Here is an 18,095-nt window from a genome sequence, read left to right as displayed (position 1 = left end):
CTTGGCTGGAAGTAAACCCGGGGGAACCCCATGCTCAACGGACTCGAAGCGGTCTTCTTCTACCTCTTCGCCTTCATCGCGATCGGCGCGGCCTTCATGGTCATTTCCGCGCGCAATCCGGTCCATTCGGTTCTCTACCTGATCCTGACCTTCTTCAACGCGGCCGGGCTGTTCCTGCTCACCGGGGCGGAGTTTCTGGCGCTCATCCTGCTGGTCGTCTATGTCGGCGCCGTGGCCGTGCTGTTCCTCTTTGTCGTCATGATGCTCGACGTCGACTTCGCCGAACTGAAGGAGGGAGCGCTCCAATATGCGCCGATCGGCGCGGTGATCGGCGTGATCCTGGCGGGCGAACTGATCGTGGTGCTGGGCGGCTACGTCTTCTCGCCGGAACTCGCCGGCAGCGTGGCCATGCCGACGCCCGACATCGCGACGCGCCAGAACACCGCTGCCTTGGGCGACATCCTCTATACGCACTACATCTACTACTTCCAGATCGCGGGTCTCGTGCTGCTGGTCGCCATGATCGGCGCCATCGTGCTGACGCTGCGCCACAAGGCGGGCGTCAAGCGCCAGAGCATCCCGGCGCAGGTGGCGCGCACGCCGGCGACCGCGATCGAAATCAAGAAAGTCGAGACGGGCAAGGGAATCTGACCATGGTTGTGGGCATCGCTCATTATCTGACCGTTTCGGCAGTCCTGTTCACGCTGGGCGTCTTCGGCATCTTCCTGAACAGGAAGAACGTCATCGTCATCCTGATGTCGATCGAACTCATCCTGCTCGCCGTGAACATCAATTTCGTGGCCTTCTCGGCCGCCCTCGGCGACCTCGTCGGCCAGGTCTTCGCACTCTTCGTGCTGACCGTGGCCGCCGCCGAGGCGGCCATCGGCCTCGCCATCCTCGTCGTCTTCTTCCGCAATCGCGGCTCGATCGCCGTCGAAGACGTCAACATGATGAAGGGTTGACGGAACCAAAATGTACCAGGCCATCGTCTTCCTTCCGCTCCTCGGCTTCCTGATCGCCGGCCTCTTCGGACGCTCGATCGGCGCCAAGGCGTCCGAATACATCACCTCCGGTTTCCTGGTGATCTCGGCCGTGCTGTCGTGGATCGCCTTCTTCAGCGTCGGTTTCGGCGAGGGCGAGGTGTTCAGCGTGCCGGTGCTGCGCTTCATCGATATCGCCGGGCTGCAGGCGGACTGGGCGCTGAGGATCGATACGCTCACCGTCGTCATGCTTGTCGTGGTCAACACCGTCTCGGCGTTGGTGCACATCTATTCGATCGGCTACATGCATCACGACCCGCACCGGCCGCGCTTCTTCGCCTATCTGTCGCTGTTCACCTTCGCGATGCTGATGCTGGTGACGGCGGACAATCTGGTGCAGATGTTCTTCGGCTGGGAAGGCGTCGGCCTCGCCTCCTACCTGTTGATCGGCTTCTGGTACAAGAAGCCGTCGGCGAACGCGGCCGCGATCAAGGCCTTTGTCGTCAACCGCATCGGCGATTTCGGCTTCCTGCTCGGCATCTTCGGCGTCGTCGTGCTGTTCCAGTCCGTGGACCTTGGCACCGTGTTCGCCAATGCGGCGTCGTTCCTGCCGCCGGAAGGCGCGGCGGAAGCTGCGGCCGAACCCTACTGGACCTTCCTGGGCTGGGGCCTCGACAAGCACGGCGCGCTCACCGTCGTCTGCCTGCTGCTCTTCATGGGAGCGATGGGCAAGTCGGCGCAGGTTCCGCTTCATACCTGGCTGCCCGACGCCATGGAGGGCCCGACGCCCGTGTCCGCCCTCATCCATGCCGCCACCATGGTGACGGCAGGCGTCTTCATGCTGGCGCGCCTGTCGCCGCTGTTCGAGCTTTCACACTCGGCGCTCACCGTGGTGACCTTCATCGGCGCCTTCACGGCCTTCTTTGCCGCGACCGTCGGCCTCGTGCAGAACGACATCAAGCGCGTGATCGCCTATTCGACCTGCTCGCAGCTCGGCTACATGTTCGTCGCGCTGGGCATGGGCTTCTATTCGGCGGCCATCTTCCACCTGTTCACGCATGCCTTCTTCAAGGCGCTGCTGTTCCTCGGCTCGGGTTCGGTCATCCACGCCGTCTCCGACGAGCAGGACATGCGCCGCATGGGCGGCCTCAGGACTCTCATCCCGGTCACCTACTGGATGATGATCATCGGAACCCTGGCGCTCACCGGCGTCGGCATCCCCGCCACCATCATCGGCACGGCCGGCTTCTTCTCGAAGGACGCCATCATCGAAGGAGCGTTCGTCGGCCACAATGCCGTCGCCGGCTTCGCGTTCGCGCTCCTGGTGATCGCCGCCTGCTTCACCAGCTTCTATTCCTGGCGGCTGATCTTCATGACCTTCCACGGCCAACCGCGCGCCACCGCCGACGTCATGCACCACGTGCATGAATCGCCGCCGGTCATGCTCGTACCGTTGGTTCTCCTGGCCATCGGCGCGCTGTTCGCCGGCGTGGTGTTCCACGACTACTTCATCGGCGAGCACTATGCCGAGTTCTGGAAGGCTTCGCTGTTCACCTTGCCGGACAATCATATCCTGCATGATTTCCACGAGGTGCCGGTCTGGGTGAAGCTTGCGCCGTTCGTTGCCATGCTGCTCGGCTTCGGCGTGGCCTACCACCTCTATATCCGCAGGCCCGAGGAGCCGGCGGCGATCGCCGGCCGGCACCAGATGATCTACCAGTTCCTGCTGAACAAGTGGTACTTCGACGAGATCTACGACTTCCTGTTCGTCAGGCCGGCGAAGCGGCTGGGTACCTTCCTGTGGCGGAAGGGCGACGGCTGGCTGATCGACGGCTTCGGGCCGGACGGCGTGTCGGCACGGGTCATCGACGTGACCAGCCGCGTGGTGCGCCTGCAGACCGGCTACCTCTACCACTATGCCTTTGCGATGCTGATCGGGGTTGCAGCCCTCGTCACATGGATGATGCTCGGGAGCGGCTTCTGAAATGACCGAATGGCCAATTCTCTCGACGGTCACCTTCCTGCCGCTGGTAGGGGCGTTCCTCATCCTGCTCATCCGCGATGAGGGCGAAAGCGCGCGCCGCAACATCCGCAACGTCGCGCTTCTGACGACTGTCTTCACCTTCCTGCTGTCGCTGTTCATCTGGGCCGGCTTCGATACCACTACACCCGGCTTCCAGATGGTCGAGAAGGCGGCGTGGCTGGATTCCGGCATCTCCTACCATATGGGTGTCGACGGCATCTCGATGCTGTTCGTCATACTGACGACCTTCCTCATGCCGCTCTGCATCCTGGCCAGCTGGGAGTCGGTCGAGAAGCGCGTCAAGGAATACATGATCGCGTTCCTCATCCTCGAGACGCTGATGATCGGCGTGTTCTGCGCGCTCGACATCGTGCTGTTCTACGTGTTCTTCGAGGCGGGCCTCATCCCGATGTTCATCATCATCGGCGTATGGGGCGGCAAGCGGCGCGTCTATGCCAGTTTCAAGTTCTTCCTTTATACGCTGCTCGGCTCGGTGCTGATGCTGCTCGCCGTCATGGCCATGTTCTGGACGGCCGGCACCTCCGACATCCCGACGTTGCAGACCTACAACTTCCCCGCCGGCATGCAGACCTGGCTGTGGCTCGCCTTCTTCGCCTCCTTCGCGGTCAAGATGCCGATGTGGCCGGTGCACACCTGGCTGCCGGATGCCCACGTCGAGGCGCCGACCGCCGGCTCGGTGATCCTGGCGGCTATCCTCTTGAAGATGGGCGGCTACGGCTTCCTGCGGTTCTCGCTGCCGATGTTCCCGATCGCTTCGGCGGACTTCGCACCCTTCATCTTCACGCTGTCGATTGTGGCGATTGTCTACACCTCGCTCGTTGCGCTGATGCAGGAGGATATGAAGAAGCTGATCGCCTATTCGTCGGTCGCCCATATGGGCTACGTGACGATGGGCACCTTCGCGATGAACGACCTCGGCATCCAGGGCGCGATCTTCCAGATGCTCTCGCACGGGCTGGTCTCGGGCGCGCTCTTCCTGTGCGTCGGCGTCGTCTATGACCGCATGCACACCCGGGAGATCGCGGCCTATGGCGGCCTGGTCAACAACATGCCCAAATACGCCACGGTGTTCATGATCTTCACCATGGCCAATGTCGGCCTGCCGGGCACCAGCGGCTTCATCGGCGAGTTCCTCACCCTGATGGGCGTCTTCGAGGTCAACACCTGGGTGGCCCTGTTCGCCGCGACGGGCGTGATCCTGTCGGCGGCCTATGCGCTCTGGCTCTACCGCAAGGTGATCTTCGGGGCGCTGACCAAGGAGAGCCTGAAGGGCCTGCTCGACCTCTCGACCCGCGAGAAGGCGGTCATCTATCCGCTGGTCGTGCTGACCATCTTCTTCGGCGTCTATCCGACGCCGGTTTTCGATGTGACGTCGGCATCGGTCAAGGCGCTGGTCGACAACATCACCGTTTCGCTGCAAGCCGCGCAAACCGCGGCCGCGAACTGACAGGGACGGGTTCATGACACCGGAACTTTACTCGAGCCTCTCTCTGGCGACGCCGGAACTGATCCTCGCCGTCGGGGCGATGGCGCTTCTGATGATCGGCGTCTATTCCGGCGAGCGGGCCAACACCGTCGTGAATGGCCTCGCCGTCGCCGTGCTGATCGGCGCCGGCGCATGGCTTCTGTTCCTCGGCGGCGAAGGCAACGCTTTTGGCAGCGCCTTCGTCAACGATCCCTTCGCCCGCTTCATGAAAGTGCTGACGCTGATCGGCTCTGTGGTCACCCTCATCATGTCGGTCGGTTTCGCCAAGGCTGAGAAATTCGACAAGTTCGAATATCCCGTGCTCATCATGCTGGCTACGCTCGGCATGATGCTGATGGTTTCGGCCAACGACATGATCGCGCTCTATCTCGGCCTGGAGCTGCAGTCGCTCTCGCTCTACGTGGTCGCCGCGATCAATCGCGACAGCGTGCGCTCGACCGAGGCGGGCCTCAAATATTTCGTGCTGGGCGCGCTGTCCTCGGGCATGCTGCTCTACGGCATCTCGCTGGTCTACGGCTATACCGGCCATACCGGCTTCGAGGCGATCGCATCGGCGCTCGCTGGCGGCGAGCGTCAGCTCGGTCTCGTCTTCGGACTGGTCTTCGTCCTGGCCGGGCTCGCCTTCAAGATCTCGGCCGTGCCCTTCCATATGTGGACGCCCGATGTCTACGAGGGGGCGCCGACACCCGTGACGGCCTTCTTCGCGGCCGCGCCCAAGATGGCGGCGATGGCGCTGATCGTGCGCGTCACGATGGGCGCCTTCGCGCCGATCGCACCCGACTGGCAGCAGATCGTCGTGTTTATCGCCATTGCGTCCATGGCGCTCGGCGCCTTCGCGGCGATCGGCCAGAGGAATATCAAGCGCCTGATGGCCTATTCCTCGATCGGCCACATGGGCTATGCGCTGGTCGGTCTTGCCGCCAACAGCGAAGCCGGCGTGCGCGGCGTCATCATCTACATGCTGATCTATCTGGTGATGACGCTGGGCACCTTCGCCTTCATCCTGGCCATGCGCCGCAAGGACGGCAATGTCGAGCAGATCGAGGATCTGGCCGGCCTGGCGACGACCAATCCGACCATGGCCACGATCATGACGATCCTGATGTTCTCGCTGGCCGGCATCCCGCCGCTCGCCGGTTTCTGGGGGAAATGGTACGTGTTCCTGGCGGCGATCAACGCGCATCTTTACGCGCTCGCGGTGATCGGGGTGCTCGCCTCGGTGGTCGGCGCCTATTATTATCTGCGCATCATCAAGATCATGTGGTTCGATGAGCCGGCCGGCGGCTTCACGCCGATGGCCGGCGAGCTCAAGCTGGTGCTGGGCGTGAGCGGCGCGTTCGTGCTCTTCTACGTGCTGATCGGCGGACCGATCGGGCAGGTGGCGCAAGCCGCAGCCAAGACGTTCTTCTGACGCGATGGCCTTTTCGCTCGCTCCGACCGCACAACTGGAAGGCTACCGGCTCGAAGCGCATGACAGTGTCGGCTCCACCAACGCGCTCGCATTGGAGCGGGCGCGGGATGGAGATGCCGGCAGGCTGTGGATCGTGTCGAAGCGCCAGGATAGCGGACGGGGCAGGCGCGGTCGCGCCTGGGCGACGCCCGAGGGCAATCTGGCCGCGACGCTGCTCCTGATCGGGCGCCACGAATTGCGCCTGGCGGCAACGCTCGGTTTCGTCGCGGGCCTCGCGCTTTCGGATGCGCTGGACGCAGTCCTGCCCGGCGGCACCGTCGCCGTCGCCCCTGACGGCGGGGGCGGTCGCGGCGACCGCTTCGAGCTGAAGTGGCCGAACGACGTGCTGGCGCATGGCGCAAAGCTCGCCGGCATACTGCTCGAATCGGCCATGCTCGACGACAACCGCTTCGGGTTGGCGATCGGCATCGGCGTCAATGTCGTGGCATATCCGCAAGACGTGCCCTATCCGGCGACCTCGCTGAGGGCGCTCGGCAGCCGATGCGACGCCGAAGGCCTGTTCCTCGCGCTGTCGGATGCCTGGACCGAAAACAGCCGCGCGTGGGACGAGGGACGGGGTCTTTCCCGCATCCGTCAGCGCTGGCTGGCGCGGGCAGCGGGCCTCGGCAGCGAGGTCGCCGTGCGCGTCGACGGCAAGGTGATCCGTGGCGTGTTCGAGACGATCGACGAGGATTGCCGGTTCGTGATCCGCGACCGGGAGGGCAATGCGATCAGCATCGCCGCCGGCGATGTGCATTTCGGCGCGGTCGCATCCGCCGCCGCGTCATGAGAAATCCCGGAGAACGCTGAGATGGCGGACAAGGCAGAACTGGTTTTCGTCCCGCTCGGCGGGGTCGGCGAGATCGGCATGAATTTCGCGCTCTACGGCTACGGCCCGCCGGACGCGCGCGAATGGATCGTGGTCGATTGCGGCGTGACCTTCCCGGATTCCGGCCTGCCCGGTGTCGACCTCGTGCTGCCCGATATCCGCTACATCGAGGAGGATCTCGTCAATCTGAAGGGCATCGTCATCACTCATGCCCATGAGGATCACTACGGCGCTCTGCTCGACCTGTGGCCGCGGCTCAAGGCGCCTTGCTGGATGACGCCTTTCGCCGCTGGGCTGCTGGAAGCCAAGCGGCAGTCCGAAAGCGGCTCGCCGCTGGTTCCGGTGATAATCTATCGCGCCGGCGAAACCTTCACCGTCGGTCCGTTCCGGATCGAGGCGATCCCGGTGACCCATTCCATTCCGGAGCCGGTGTCACTGGCGATCACCACCCCGGCGGGCACGGTGATCCATACTGGAGACTGGAAGATCGACCCGGCACCCGAGATCGGCCCGCTCACCAACGAGGCTCGTTTCCGCGCGCTGGGCGAGGCCGGCGTGCTGGCGCTGATCTGCGATTCCACCAACGCGGTGCGGGAAGGTGAATCGCCTTCCGAGCAGGCGGTCGGCCAGAGCCTGAAGAAGCTCATCGAAGACGCAAAGGGCCGCGTCGCCGTCACCACTTTCTCCTCCAATGTCGGGCGTATTCGCTCGATCGCCGAGGCAGCACGCGATGCCGGTCGCAAATGTCTCGTTCTCGGCCGATCGCTGAAGCGCGTCATCAGTGTGGCGACCGAACTCGGCTACATGGACGGACTGCCCGAGTTCGCAGACGAGGAGGACTACGGCTACATCGCGCGCGAGAATCTGGTGGTGATCTGCACCGGCAGCCAGGGCGAGCCGCTTGCAGCGCTTGCCAAGCTCTCGCGCGAGGAGATGAAAACGGTTTCGCTTACCGCGGGCGATACGGTGATCTTCTCCTCGCGCACCATTCCCGGCAACGAGAAGGCGATCCTCGAGATCAAGAACCGCCTGATCGACCTCGGCATGAAGATCATCGAGGACGCAGACGCGCTGGTCCACGTCTCGGGTCATCCGCGGCGGGCCGAGCTGCGCCGGATGTATGAATGGACACGCCCGCGTATCGGCGTGCCGGTGCACGGCGAGGCGGCGCATCTCGTGGCGCAAGGCTCGCTGATGGCGACATCGGGCATTCCCGAAGTGGCGCAGTTGCGCAACGGCGATATGCTGCGGCTCTCCCCCGGAACGGCGCAGATCATCGACCAGGTGCCGTTCGGCCGCATCTTCAAGGACGGCAAGCTGATCGGCAGCGAGGAAGCCATGGGCATCCGCAGCCGCCGCAAGCTTTCCTTTGCCGGTCATGTCGCGGTGAACGTGGTGCTGGACGATCGCTACGAACTGGCAGACGATCCCGATCTGGTGGCGATCGGCGTTGCCGAGATCGACGCGCGAGGCGAACTGCTGGAGGACCTGATGGTCGATGCGGCAATCGGCGCGGTGGACTCCATACCACGTCAGCGCCGAAAAGACCTGGACCTGGTGCAGGAGGCCGTTCGCCGCGCCGTGCGGGCGGCGGCCAACGATGCCTGGGGAAAAAAGCCTCTGGTGACGGTCTTCGTCACGCGATAGGGCATTTCCGCTTTTCTCCGAGACGCGGAAATGACTCTGTCTTCCTGTTTTTTGCGCAATACCGGATGCAAGACGCTGGTCCGGTATTGTGGATGAGGGATTGCATATGCTCGGACGCCTCAATCACGTCGCCATCGCGGTGCCCGACCTGGCTGCCGCCTCCGCTGTCTACCGGCAGACGCTCGGCGCGAAGGTGACCGAGCCGCAGGCGCTTCCGGAACATGGCGTGACCGTTGCCTTCATCGACGTCGGCAACACCAAGATCGAACTGTTGGAGCCGTTGGGTGAGGGTTCGCCGATCGCGGCCTTTCTCGACAAGAATCCGTCGGGCGGCATGCACCATGTGTGCTATGAGGTCGACGATATCCTTGCCGCGCGCGACCGGCTGAAGGCATCAGGCGCCCGGGTGCTGGGCGACGGCAATCCGAAGATCGGTGCCCATGGAAAGCCGGTGCTGTTCCTGCATCCGAAGGATTTCCAGGGAACGCTGGTCGAGCTTGAACAGGCGTGAGGCCGGAGGTCGCGCGACATAGCGCATGATATGAGAGGCGCCTTCGGTCCACCGAAGGTCCGGAATGGCAGAAAGGGTCGGCAATGACCTGGGTTTCCGTCTTCGCGTTGTACTTCATCATCTGGTGGCTGACGCTTTTCGCCACCTTGCCGTTCAGCCTGCGCACGCAGGACGAGGCGAAGGACGTGACGCTCGGCACGGTGCCCAGCGCTCCGACCGGGCCGCATATGCTGCGCGCCGTCATCCGCACCACGATCGTTTCGGCCCTGCTGCTGGGCGGCTTCTACGTTCTGACGCGGGGCTTCGGCCTCACCATCGACGACATCCCCCGCATCGTGCCCGAGTTCGAATAGGGCGCCGCGCGTCCGTTCGGACGCGCGAAGGACGATCCATGAATTTGGACCGGCCATCACGGTTTCCGAAGGCCGAATCCCAACTTCGGGCCGATGCGGCGATCAGCCGGCGAGCACGGCCCAAGCGATCAGGGCCGTGCCCACGGCGCCGACTGCCCAGAAGGCGGTCCTGAGATAGACGATGCCCGCGACATAGGTCGGGAAGTAGGCCAGCCGCGCCCAGAAGAAGAGTTGGGCTGGAAGGACGAGCTTTTCCTCCGGCACCTTCGCCATCCATGCAGCCAGCAGAAGCGTTGCGAAGATCAGGAGGTTCTCGAGCATGTTTCGTGCAGCGCGTTCGCTACGCCCGGCGACCATGCCGGCTGCCGGCAGCGTGTCGCGATTGCCCAGGCCGATCACTACCCCCGCCTTTGTCCAGGTCCGGATGCGCAGGACGCCCGCGAACAGGACCATCACCCAGCAGAGGACCGAAGAGGCCGCGAGAAGATAGGCTGACGTCGGCATGGCAATGCTCCGGTTGAGCGCCGCGTCCATTCGGACGCGTGGAGCACGCTCCATCACTTTGAAACCCCGTATCGTGCTTCCCGAAAATCGGATCCGATTGCCGGTTCTGAGGTAGCGTCCGTCAGGCGGCGGCATTTACATAAGTAAGCAGCCACTTACATAGACCGCCCCAAGCGGGGAGAGACAAGGCGCGAGTGCTTTCGCATGATCCGTGAGCTGTCGACGCCAAGCTGATGATTGCGCAAAAAAAATGCAAGGCCGAAGCCTTGCAGTTTGAACGCGTCCGATCTGCTTTCCGGTGTCCGGCGGCAGCGAGTAACCGCGCCTAGATCGCATCCTCCCAAGACTTTGACCGCGTAGGAGAGCGGATTTATTTCCGCCCTCTCGATTATGCCGGGCACATTAGCCTACGAAAGAACACAATGTCACGCGGAATTTTGCGTGAAAAGCCATCAGATTGTGCTGCAATGCACAATAGAGAAGCAGGCCTTGCCTGGATTTTAGTCGAGCTAAACTTGACTGGACAAGCGAAGGTTTCTGCCGACTTCCGACCTTGGACGGGCAGCCCATTCGCCGCATGCGATCGGGTTCCCAAGCGGCCATGAAATGGCTATGAAGCGCGTGCAAGCAATCACCTTTCGCCTGCCGCTCGTCCTTGCGGCATGGGTCACTTCAACGGATTTTTCATGCGGCTGTCGCGTTACTTCCTGCCCATCCTGAAAGAGAATCCGCGCGAGGCGGAGATCGTCTCGCACCGCCTGATGCTGCGCGCCGGCATGATCCGGCAGCAGGGGCAGGGCAGCTTCTCCTGGCTGCCGCTGGGCAAGCGCGTGCTAGACAAGGTCTGTCGCATCATCCGCGAGGAACAGGACCGTGCCGGGGCGCTGGAAATCCTGATGCCTACCATCCAGTCAGCGGATCTGTGGCGCGAGAGCGGCCGCTACGACGACTACGGCAAGGAGATGCTGCGCATCAAGGACCGCCATGAGCGCGATATGCTCTACGGCCCGACCAATGAGGAGATGGTGACGGAGATCTTCCGGTCCTACGTGAAATCCTACAAGGACCTGCCGCTGAATCTCTACCACATCCAGTGGAAGTATCGCGACGAGGTCCGCCCGCGTTTCGGCGTCATGCGTTCGCGCGAGTTCCTGATGAAGGACGCCTACTCCTTCGACATCGATTATGAAGGCGCCAGAGCCGCGTACAACAGGATGTTCGTGTCCTATCTGAGGACCTTTACCCGAATGGGGATGCAGGCGATCCCGATGCGTGCCGACACCGGTCCGATCGGCGGCGACCTGTCCCACGAATTCATCATCCTGGCCGACACCGGCGAAAGCCAGGTGTTCTGCCACAAGGACTTCCTGACGCTTCCCGTGCCTGGCGCCGACACCGACTTCACCGACGACGCGGCGATCGCCGATGTCGTCAAGCGCTGGACGACGCCTTACGCGGCGACGGACGAGATGCATGACGAGAAGGCGTGGGATGCCATTGCCGGGACCGAGCAGGTTTCGGCCCGCGGCATCGAGGTCGGTCACATCTTCCATTTCGGGGAGAAATATTCGAAGCCGATGGGCGCGAAGGTGACCGGCCCGGACGGCAAGGATCATTTCGCGTCCGGGGGGTCCTACGGCATCGGCCCTTCGCGCCTCGTCGCGGCGATCATCGAAGCGAGCCATGACGAGAACGGCATCATCTGGCCGGAGGCGGTCGCGCCCTTCGACATCGGCCTGATCAACATGAAGGCCGGCGACGCCGATTGCGACCGCGCCTGTGACGAGCTCTACAAGTCGCTCACCGCAGCCGGATGGGACGTGCTCTATGACGACACCGATCAGCGCGCCGGCGGCAAGTTCGCGACGGCGGACCTGATCGGCCTGCCGCGGCAGGTGATCGTCGGACCACGCGGAGTGGCCGCCGGGGAGGCGGAGATCAAGAACCGCAAGACGGGCGAGCGCAGCGCGATCGCGCTCGCCGACGTCGTCAATCGTCTCGGCGCCCGTCCATGAGCAGCGCGGCGGCAGCGAAGCCGAAGGGCGCGGGGCCGTTTTCCGCCTTCGAGCGGATGGTGGCCTGGCGCTATCTGCGCGCCCGCCGCAAGGAGGCGTTCATTTCGGTGATCGCCTCGATCTCCTTTGCCGGCATCATGCTCGGCGTCGCGACGCTGATCATCGTGATGGCGGTGATGAACGGCTTCCGGGCCGAGCTTCTGGTGCGCATCCTGGGCATCAACGGCCATCTCGTGATGCAGCCGATCGATTCGCCGCTGGAGGACTACGCCGCCGTCGCCGGCCGCATCGCCGGGGTGCCCGGGGTCAAATATGCGATCCCCCTGGTCGACGGACAGACGCTTGCCTCGGGCAATATCGGCGCCGGAACGGGCGCGCTGGTGCGCGGTATCCGCGGCGAGGACCTGTCCAGGCTCGAACTCGTCGCCAACAACATCCGCCAGGGCTCGATCGTCGGTTTCGACGACAGCGAGGGCGTGGCGATCGGCACACGCATGGCCGAGAATCTGGGTCTCGTGCTCGGCGACACGATCACGCTGATCTCGCCCGACGGCGACGTCAGCCCGCTCGGCACGACGCCGCGCGTGAAGTCCTATCCGATCGTCGCCATCTACGAGATCGGCATGTCTGAATATGATTCCTCGATCATCTTCATGCCGCTCACAGAAGCGCAGCTCTATTTCAACATGGAGAACCGCGCGCAGGCGCTGGAGATCTTCGTCGACAATCCCGATGCCGTCGACGCGCTGAAAGGCCCTGTCGAGGAGGCGGCGCAGCGGCCGGTCTTCCTGACCGACTGGCGGCAGCGCAACCACACCTTCTTCTCGGCGCTCGAGGTCGAGCGCAACGTGATGTTCATGATCCTGACGCTGATCGTGCTCGTCGCGGCCCTCAACATCATCTCCGGCCTGGTCATGCTGGTGAAGGACAAGGGTGCCGACATCGCCATCCTGCGCACCATGGGCGCCACGAGGGCTTCGGTGATGCGCATCTTCCTGATGACCGGAGCCGCGATCGGCGGGGCTGGCACCATTGCCGGCGTCATCCTGGGCATCGTGGTGTGCCTCAATGTGGAATCGATCCGCCAGTTCTTCTCCTGGTTGTCGGGCACGGTGCTGTTCAATCCGGAGCTCTATTTCCTGAGCAAGCTGCCGGCCAAGATGGATCCGGGCGAGACGATCTCGGTGATCCTCATGGCGCTTGTCCTGTCTTTCCTGGCAACGCTGTTTCCCGCCTGGCGCGCCGCGAAGCTCGATCCCGTCGAAGCGCTGAGGTACGAGTGAGCGTCCCCGTCATCGAACTGAAGAGCGTCGAACGCCATTATGTACAGGGGCCGCGCAAGCTGACCATCCTGAGCGGCGCCGATTTCACGCTCGGGCGCGGCGAGATGGTGGCGCTTGTCGCACCGTCGGGCACGGGCAAGTCGACCTTGCTGCACACGGCCGGACTGCTGGAGCGGCCCGACGCCGGGGACGTCATCCTCTCGGGTAAGGCCTGCGGGCGGCTGTCGGACGACGAGCGTACCGCGATCCGCCGCAACGATATCGGCTTCGTCTACCAGTTCCACCATCTGCTGCCGGAGTTCACCGCGCTCGAGAACATCATGATGCCGCAACTCGTGAAGGGGCTCGGCAAGGCCGAGGCGGCGGAACGGGCGGCGCAGTTGCTCGACTACATGAAGATCGGCAAGCGCGCCCACCATCGGCCGGCCGAGCTTTCAGGCGGCGAGCAGCAGCGGGTCGCGATCGCGCGCGCGGTCGCCAATGCGCCGCTGATCCTGCTCGCCGACGAGCCGACAGGCAATCTCGATCCGACCACGGCCGCCTATGTCTTCGAGGCGTTGGAGGCGCTGGTGCGCCAGTCCGGCCTTGCCGCGCTGATCGCCACCCACAATCACGAGCTCGCCGCGCGCATGGACCGCCGCGTCACCCTGGCCGAAGGCAAGGTCGTCCCCTTCTGATATCGTGTCGGCGGTCGGTGTCGCCGGCCATCGGCCACCCATATTCGTGCCGGTTCGCACCTGAGCCGTCGCATGCGGTCTTCCTGAAAAACCATCGATCCGACACGGCGCGATGCTGTGCATCCGCCGCATGTCGGTGGATCGGATTAGGATTTTGCTAACCTTTTGAGTCGGCCGACGGCACGCGTCGCTGGAAATGGGTTGAAACAAGAACAAGAATAGAACATAAAAGGAACATATCCAAATCAGGAGAGTTCCATGACTGACCTTTTGCAGGATGTCGTTTCGCTGGTTTCGGTTAGCGCCTTCATCGTCACCATGGCGATGTGGATCGGCGCGCTCTGATTGGAGAAGGAGCGGGGCGCCGCAAGGGCGCTCCGCACGGACGAATTCGGCAGACCGCGATCAGTCACCGAGGGCCACGCCTTCGCGGCGGGGATCTGCGCCGCCGGTCAGCCCGCCGGCATCGATGGTGATGCCGTGAAGGCCCGAATTGAGGTCGCGGACCATGACCTCGTAGCCGAGGGCTTCGAGATCGTCGGCCATCCCTTCGGCCGGAGTGCCCGCCTCGAGATCATAGGTGCCGGAGCGGTTCACCATATGCGGCAGGGATATCGCCGCCTGCATGTCCATCTTCCAGTCGATGAGCGCGATGATCGTGGTCGCGACATAGGGAATGATGCGGCTGCCGCCGGGGGAGCCGAGCGCGAACACTGGCTTGCCGTCTCTCAGCACGATCGTGGGCGACATTGAAGAGCGCGGCCGTTTGCCGGCCTCGACCCGGTTCGCAACCGCCTCGCCGTCGGCTTCGGGCTCGAAGGAAAAGTCGGTGAGCTGGTTGTTGAGCAGGAAACCGGCCACCATCATTCGCGAGCCGAAGCCGTTCTCGATCGAGGACGTCATGGCGGCGATGTTGCCGTCCTTGTCGACAACAGTGAAATGCGAGGTGGAGGGCTGCTCCAGCGAGCGACCGTCGATCCTGAGCTCGGCCTTGTCCCACGGCGGCTCGCCGGCGCTTGCCTCGTCGGGGCCGAGGGCGGTGTCCCGGCGCAGCAGCGCCGAACGCGATTTCAGATAATCGGCATCGAGCAGGCCCTTCGGCAAGGTCACGAAATCGCTGTCGGCCACGAAGCGTTCGCGATCGGCAAAGGCGAGGCGGGTGGCATCGCCGATGATGCGCCAACTCACCGGATCGTCGGGCCCGAGCGTCGCGATGTCGAAAGGCTCGATCATGCCGAGAATCTGGCCGATGGCGATCGCGCCCGACGAGGGCGGTCCCATGCCGCAGACCTGATGGCCGCGATAGGGCGCACAGACTGCGGAACGTTCCTTGACCTCATAACCGGCAAGGTCGGCCAGGGTGAGTCCGCCCGGATTTGTCGCATGGCCCTGTATCGCCGCGACGATCTTCTCGGCGATCGCACCCTTGTAGAAGGCGTCCGCGCCGCCCGCCGCCATGGCCTTCAAGGTGGCCGCGTAGTCCGGATTGGCGAGTTCAGTGCCCGTGGCCAGCGGCTTGCCGTCCGAGCCGAAGAAGTAGGCCCGTGCGGCGGGGTCCTGGTCGAGCCGGCCGCCGTCCTCGACGAGCAGGGCGTTGAGGCGCGCAGAAACCGCGAAGCCTTTCTCGCCGAGTTCGATCGCCTGATCGAACAGGCCGGCCCAAGGCCGCTTTCCGTATCTGGCGTGCACCGTCTCCAGGAGGCGCGGAACACCGGGAGTGCCGACCGATCGGCCGCCGACCACGGCGTCGAAGAATTCGAGCGGCTTGCCGTCGGCTCCGAGGAAAAGGTTCGGGGTCGCCGCCGCGGGCGCCGTTTCGCGGCCGTCGAAAGTCGTCACGTTGCCGGTGGAGGCGTCGTACCAGGTGAGGAAGGCGCCGCCGCCGAGGCCCGAGGATTGCGGCTCGACGAGACCGAGCACGGCCTGGACGGCGACCAGCGCATCGGCGGCGTTGCCGCCGTCGCGCAGCACCGCAAGCCCGGCTTGGGCAGCGAGCGGATTGGCCGCGGCAACCATCTGGCTCGCGGCATGGACAGGCGCCCTGGTGGTGATGCCGCTCTTGCCCTCTGGAGCCACGACATCGGAGGCCTGCTGGGCATGGGCGGCTGGAGCCAGGACGGCAAGCAGCGCGGCAAGTGTGAGGGATCGCAGCCGCGCCTGCTTCATGTCACGCACTCCTGCGCATTGTTTCGGATTGTTCGGCCTCAACCGGTCCGAACACTTCGGAGAAGGCGCCCTTCAAGGCGATGTCGACATCGGCCATGGTGACCGGCAGGCCGAGATCCACCAGGCTGGTGACGCCGTAGCCTGTGATTCCACAGGGCACGATGCCGGAGAAATGCGACAGCTCCGGCTCGACATTGACGGCGATGCCGTGGAAGGACACCCAGCGCCTGAGGCGGATGCCGATCGCGGCGATCTTGTCCTCGGCCACGGAACCGTCGGGCAGGCGCGGGCGGTCGGGCCGAATCACCCAGACACCGACCCGATCCTCGCGCCGTTCGCCCCTGACGTTGAAACGGTCGAGCGTACGGATGATCCATTCCTCCAGGGCAGCGACGAAGGCGCGTACGTCCTCGCGTCTGCGCTTCAGGTCGAGCATGACATAGGCCACGCGCTGCCCAGGCCCATGATAGGTATATTCGCCGCCGCGTCCGGCCGCGAACACGGGAAAGCGGTCGGCTTCGATCAGGTCTTCGACCCTGGCGCTGGTTCCAGCCGTGTAGAGCGGGGGATGCTCGACCAGCCAGATCAGTTCGGGCTCCTTGCCCTCACGAATCGAGGCGGCGCGGCTCTCCATGAATTCCAGCGCTTCCGGGTAGGGTGTGAGCCCGGGTTCGATCCGCCATTCGACGGGCGCGGAACCCGGAACCGGCAGGAAGGACGTGGCGATCTGGCTGCGTTCTGTCATGGTTTTTTCCCTGGCCGAATATGGACCTTGCCGGACGCAACGTCCAGTTCGCGCAAGGCGGGAAGAGGCGGGCGAAAACTTGTGCAAATCTCCTCGCTTAAAAGCACCAGGCGCACTTGTTTCGCCCAAAGCGATTTGCTACATGCCGCGAGCCGGTTCGGACCGGCCCCTGTCGTGACGTGCGGTCGTGGCGGAATTGGTAGACGCGCAGCGTTGAGGTCGCTGTGGGGCAACCCGTGGAAGTTCGAGTCTTCTCGACCGCACCATTTCTTGATCTCACGCCAGTTCGCTTCGCTCACGGCTCCGATGGGGCGGCCTGACCGGCCGACGGGCGGTCGCCCTTGCGAACCCTTCGGGTTCGAGCTCCCTCTGCTTTTCTTGATCTCACGCCAGTTCGCTTCGCTCACGGCTCCGATGGGGCGGCCTGACCGGCCGACGGGCGGTCGCCCTTGCGAACCCTTCGGGTTCGAGCTCCCTCTGCTTTTCTTGATCTCACGCCAGTTCGCTTCGCTCACGGCTCCGATGGGGCGGCCTGACCGGCCGACGGGCGGTCGCCCTTGCGAACCCTTCGGGTTCGAGCTCCCTCTGCTTTTCTTGATCTCACGCCAGTTCGCTTCGCTCACGGCTCCGATGGGGCGGCCTGACCGGCCGACGGGCGGTCGCCCTTGCGAACCCTTCGGGTTCGAGCTCCCTCTGCTTTTCTTGATCTCACGCCAGTTCGCTTCGCTCACGGCTCCGATGGGGCGGCCTGACCGGCCGACGGGCGGTCGCCCTTGCGCACCCCTCGGGTTCGGGCTCCCTCTGCTTTTCTTGATCTCACGCCAGTTCGCTTCGCTCACGGCTCCGATGGGGCGGCCTGACCGGCCGACGGGCGGTCGCCCTTGCGCACCCCTCGGGTTCGGGCTCCCTCTGCTTTTCTTGATCTCACGCCAGTTCGCTTCGCTCACGGCTCCGATGGGGCGGCCTGACCGGCCGACGGGCGGTCGCCCTTGCGCACCCCTCGGGTTTCGGGCTCCCTCTGCTTTTCTTGATCTCACGCCAGTTCGCTTCGCTCACGGCTCCCGATGGGGCGGCCTGACCGGCCGACGGGCGGTCGCCCTGCGCACCCCTCGGGTTCGGGCTCCCTCTGCTTTTCTTGATCTCACGCCAGTTCGCTTCGCTCACGGCTCCGATGGGGCGGCCTGACCGGCCGACGGGCGGTCGCCCTTGCGCACCCCTCGGGTTCGGGCTCCCTCTGCTTTTCTTGATCTCACGCCAGTTCGCTTCGCTCACGGCTCCGATGGGGCGGCCTGACCGGCCGACGGGCGGTCGCCCTTGCGAACCCTTGAGGTTCGGGCTCTCTCTGCCAAGGCGCACCGACGGCAGTCTCCAGACCCTTGTTTCCAAAGGTGTTGAGCGTGGGTGT

General features: G+C 64.2%; 15 protein-coding genes and 1 tRNA gene. 13 read left to right on the top strand and 3 right to left on the bottom strand.

The genetic code is table 11. The features are described 5' to 3' along the window. Positions 1 to 30: 30 nt before the first annotated feature. From JN280_RS27615 to JN280_RS27575, 9 genes are all read left to right on the top strand, one after another. Complete coding sequence (locus tag JN280_RS27615) at positions 31 to 651, top strand: NADH-quinone oxidoreductase subunit J (RefSeq protein WP_202307074.1); 621 nt, start codon at positions 31 to 33, stop codon at positions 649 to 651. A 2-nt stretch (positions 652 to 653) separates the two neighbouring features. Next, complete coding sequence (gene nuoK / locus JN280_RS27610; protein WP_202307073.1) at positions 654 to 962, top strand: NADH-quinone oxidoreductase subunit NuoK; 309 nt, start codon at positions 654 to 656, stop codon at positions 960 to 962. Between the two features lie 10 nt (positions 963 to 972). Then, the gene (nuoL, locus tag JN280_RS27605) at positions 973 to 2,964 is read left to right on the top strand and encodes an NADH-quinone oxidoreductase subunit L (protein ID WP_202307072.1); all 1,992 of its coding nucleotides are present in this window, start codon (positions 973 to 975) and stop codon (positions 2,962 to 2,964) included. A gap of 1 nt (position 2,965) precedes the next feature. Then, complete coding sequence (locus tag JN280_RS27600; protein ID WP_202307071.1) at positions 2,966 to 4,471, top strand: NADH-quinone oxidoreductase subunit M; 1,506 nt, start codon at positions 2,966 to 2,968, stop codon at positions 4,469 to 4,471. Positions 4,472 to 4,484: 13 nt separating this feature from the next. Beyond that, positions 4,485 to 5,921, top strand: a complete 1,437-nt coding sequence (nuoN, locus tag JN280_RS27595) for an NADH-quinone oxidoreductase subunit NuoN (protein ID WP_202307070.1) — start codon at positions 4,485 to 4,487, stop codon at positions 5,919 to 5,921. A gap of 4 nt (positions 5,922 to 5,925) precedes the next feature. Continuing rightward, positions 5,926 to 6,750: a biotin--[acetyl-CoA-carboxylase] ligase gene (locus JN280_RS27590; RefSeq protein ID WP_202307068.1), complete on the top strand. Its 825-nt coding sequence runs from the start codon at positions 5,926 to 5,928 to the stop codon at positions 6,748 to 6,750. 21 nt (positions 6,751 to 6,771) lie between these two features. Beyond that, positions 6,772 to 8,436, top strand: a complete 1,665-nt coding sequence (locus tag JN280_RS27585; RefSeq protein ID WP_202307066.1) for a ribonuclease J — start codon at positions 6,772 to 6,774, stop codon at positions 8,434 to 8,436. Between the two features lie 106 nt (positions 8,437 to 8,542). Further along, positions 8,543 to 8,947 carry a methylmalonyl-CoA epimerase gene (mce, locus tag JN280_RS27580; protein ID WP_202315073.1) on the top strand — a complete coding sequence of 135 codons (405 nt, stop codon included), beginning with the start codon at positions 8,543 to 8,545 and terminating at the stop codon, positions 8,945 to 8,947. A gap of 83 nt (positions 8,948 to 9,030) precedes the next feature. Continuing rightward, entirely contained in the window at positions 9,031 to 9,300 is a 270-nt protein-coding gene (locus JN280_RS27575; RefSeq protein ID WP_202307064.1) for a DUF1467 family protein, read from the top strand. Between the two features lie 102 nt (positions 9,301 to 9,402). Here the strand turns inward: JN280_RS27575 and JN280_RS27570 are convergent, their stop codons facing one another. Further along, positions 9,403 to 9,804 carry an MAPEG family protein gene (locus JN280_RS27570; protein ID WP_202307062.1) on the bottom strand — a complete coding sequence of 134 codons (402 nt, stop codon included), beginning with the start codon at positions 9,802 to 9,804 and terminating at the stop codon, positions 9,403 to 9,405. A 686-nt stretch (positions 9,805 to 10,490) separates the two neighbouring features. Between JN280_RS27570 and proS the strand changes: the two genes are divergently transcribed. The 3 genes from proS to JN280_RS27555 are packed head-to-tail and all read left to right on the top strand — an operon-like array spanning position 10,491 to position 13,779. Next, positions 10,491 to 11,819: a proline--tRNA ligase gene (proS, locus tag JN280_RS27565; RefSeq protein ID WP_202307060.1), complete on the top strand. Its 1,329-nt coding sequence runs from the start codon at positions 10,491 to 10,493 to the stop codon at positions 11,817 to 11,819. Continuing rightward, entirely contained in the window at positions 11,816 to 13,102 is a 1,287-nt protein-coding gene (locus tag JN280_RS27560; protein WP_202307058.1) for a lipoprotein-releasing ABC transporter permease subunit, read from the top strand. The genes proS and JN280_RS27560 overlap by 4 nt, the downstream gene beginning before the upstream one ends. After that, on the top strand, positions 13,099 to 13,779 hold the full coding sequence (locus JN280_RS27555; protein ID WP_202307056.1) for an ABC transporter ATP-binding protein: 681 nt from the start codon (positions 13,099 to 13,101) through the stop codon (positions 13,777 to 13,779). Before JN280_RS27560 ends, JN280_RS27555 begins: the two co-directional genes overlap by 4 nt. Positions 13,780 to 14,184: 405 nt before the next feature. Here JN280_RS27555 and ggt read toward each other — a convergent pair whose 3' ends face one another. Beyond that, a complete protein-coding gene (gene ggt / locus JN280_RS27550; protein ID WP_202307054.1) occupies positions 14,185 to 15,945 on the bottom strand; it encodes a gamma-glutamyltransferase in 1,761 nt (586 codons plus the stop codon). 1 nt (position 15,946) lies between these two features. Further along, complete coding sequence (gene lipB / locus JN280_RS27545) at positions 15,947 to 16,690, bottom strand: lipoyl(octanoyl) transferase LipB (protein WP_202307052.1); 744 nt, start codon at positions 16,688 to 16,690, stop codon at positions 15,947 to 15,949. A 181-nt stretch (positions 16,691 to 16,871) separates the two neighbouring features. Here lipB and JN280_RS27540 point away from each other — a divergent pair. After that, positions 16,872 to 16,956 (top strand) — tRNA-Leu (locus JN280_RS27540). Positions 16,957 to 18,095 lie beyond the last annotated feature (1,139 nt).

It is taken from the genome of Mesorhizobium sp. L-8-10 (assembly GCF_016756635.1).
Taxonomy (GTDB): domain Bacteria; phylum Pseudomonadota; class Alphaproteobacteria; order Rhizobiales; family Rhizobiaceae.
Note: the sequence above shows the minus strand (reverse complement) of the source record. Positions and strands in the feature narration are given on the sequence as shown.

What these genes read in the sequence shown, in the direction of transcription:
- JN280_RS27615 (WP_202307074.1), top strand. Translation starts at nt 31, where the DNA reads ATGCTCAACGGACTCGAAGCGGTCTTCTTCTACCTCTTCGCCTTCATC.
- nuoK (WP_202307073.1), top strand. Translation starts at nt 654, where the DNA reads ATGGTTGTGGGCATCGCTCATTATCTGACCGTTTCGGCAGTCCTGTTC.
- nuoL (WP_202307072.1), top strand. Translation starts at nt 973, where the DNA reads ATGTACCAGGCCATCGTCTTCCTTCCGCTCCTCGGCTTCCTGATCGCC.
- JN280_RS27600 (WP_202307071.1), top strand. Translation starts at nt 2,966, where the DNA reads ATGACCGAATGGCCAATTCTCTCGACGGTCACCTTCCTGCCGCTGGTA.
- nuoN (WP_202307070.1), top strand. Translation starts at nt 4,485, where the DNA reads ATGACACCGGAACTTTACTCGAGCCTCTCTCTGGCGACGCCGGAACTG.
- JN280_RS27590 (WP_202307068.1), top strand. Translation starts at nt 5,926, where the DNA reads ATGGCCTTTTCGCTCGCTCCGACCGCACAACTGGAAGGCTACCGGCTC.
- JN280_RS27585 (WP_202307066.1), top strand. Translation starts at nt 6,772, where the DNA reads ATGGCGGACAAGGCAGAACTGGTTTTCGTCCCGCTCGGCGGGGTCGGC.
- mce (WP_202315073.1), top strand. Translation starts at nt 8,543, where the DNA reads ATGCTCGGACGCCTCAATCACGTCGCCATCGCGGTGCCCGACCTGGCT.
- JN280_RS27575 (WP_202307064.1), top strand. Translation starts at nt 9,031, where the DNA reads ATGACCTGGGTTTCCGTCTTCGCGTTGTACTTCATCATCTGGTGGCTG.
- JN280_RS27570 (WP_202307062.1), bottom strand. Translation starts at nt 9,804, where the DNA reads ATGCCGACGTCAGCCTATCTTCTCGCGGCCTCTTCGGTCCTCTGCTGG.
- proS (WP_202307060.1), top strand. Translation starts at nt 10,491, where the DNA reads ATGCGGCTGTCGCGTTACTTCCTGCCCATCCTGAAAGAGAATCCGCGC.
- JN280_RS27560 (WP_202307058.1), top strand. Translation starts at nt 11,816, where the DNA reads ATGAGCAGCGCGGCGGCAGCGAAGCCGAAGGGCGCGGGGCCGTTTTCC.
- ggt (WP_202307054.1), bottom strand. Translation starts at nt 15,945, where the DNA reads ATGAAGCAGGCGCGGCTGCGATCCCTCACACTTGCCGCGCTGCTTGCC.
- lipB (WP_202307052.1), bottom strand. Translation starts at nt 16,690, where the DNA reads ATGACAGAACGCAGCCAGATCGCCACGTCCTTCCTGCCGGTTCCGGGT.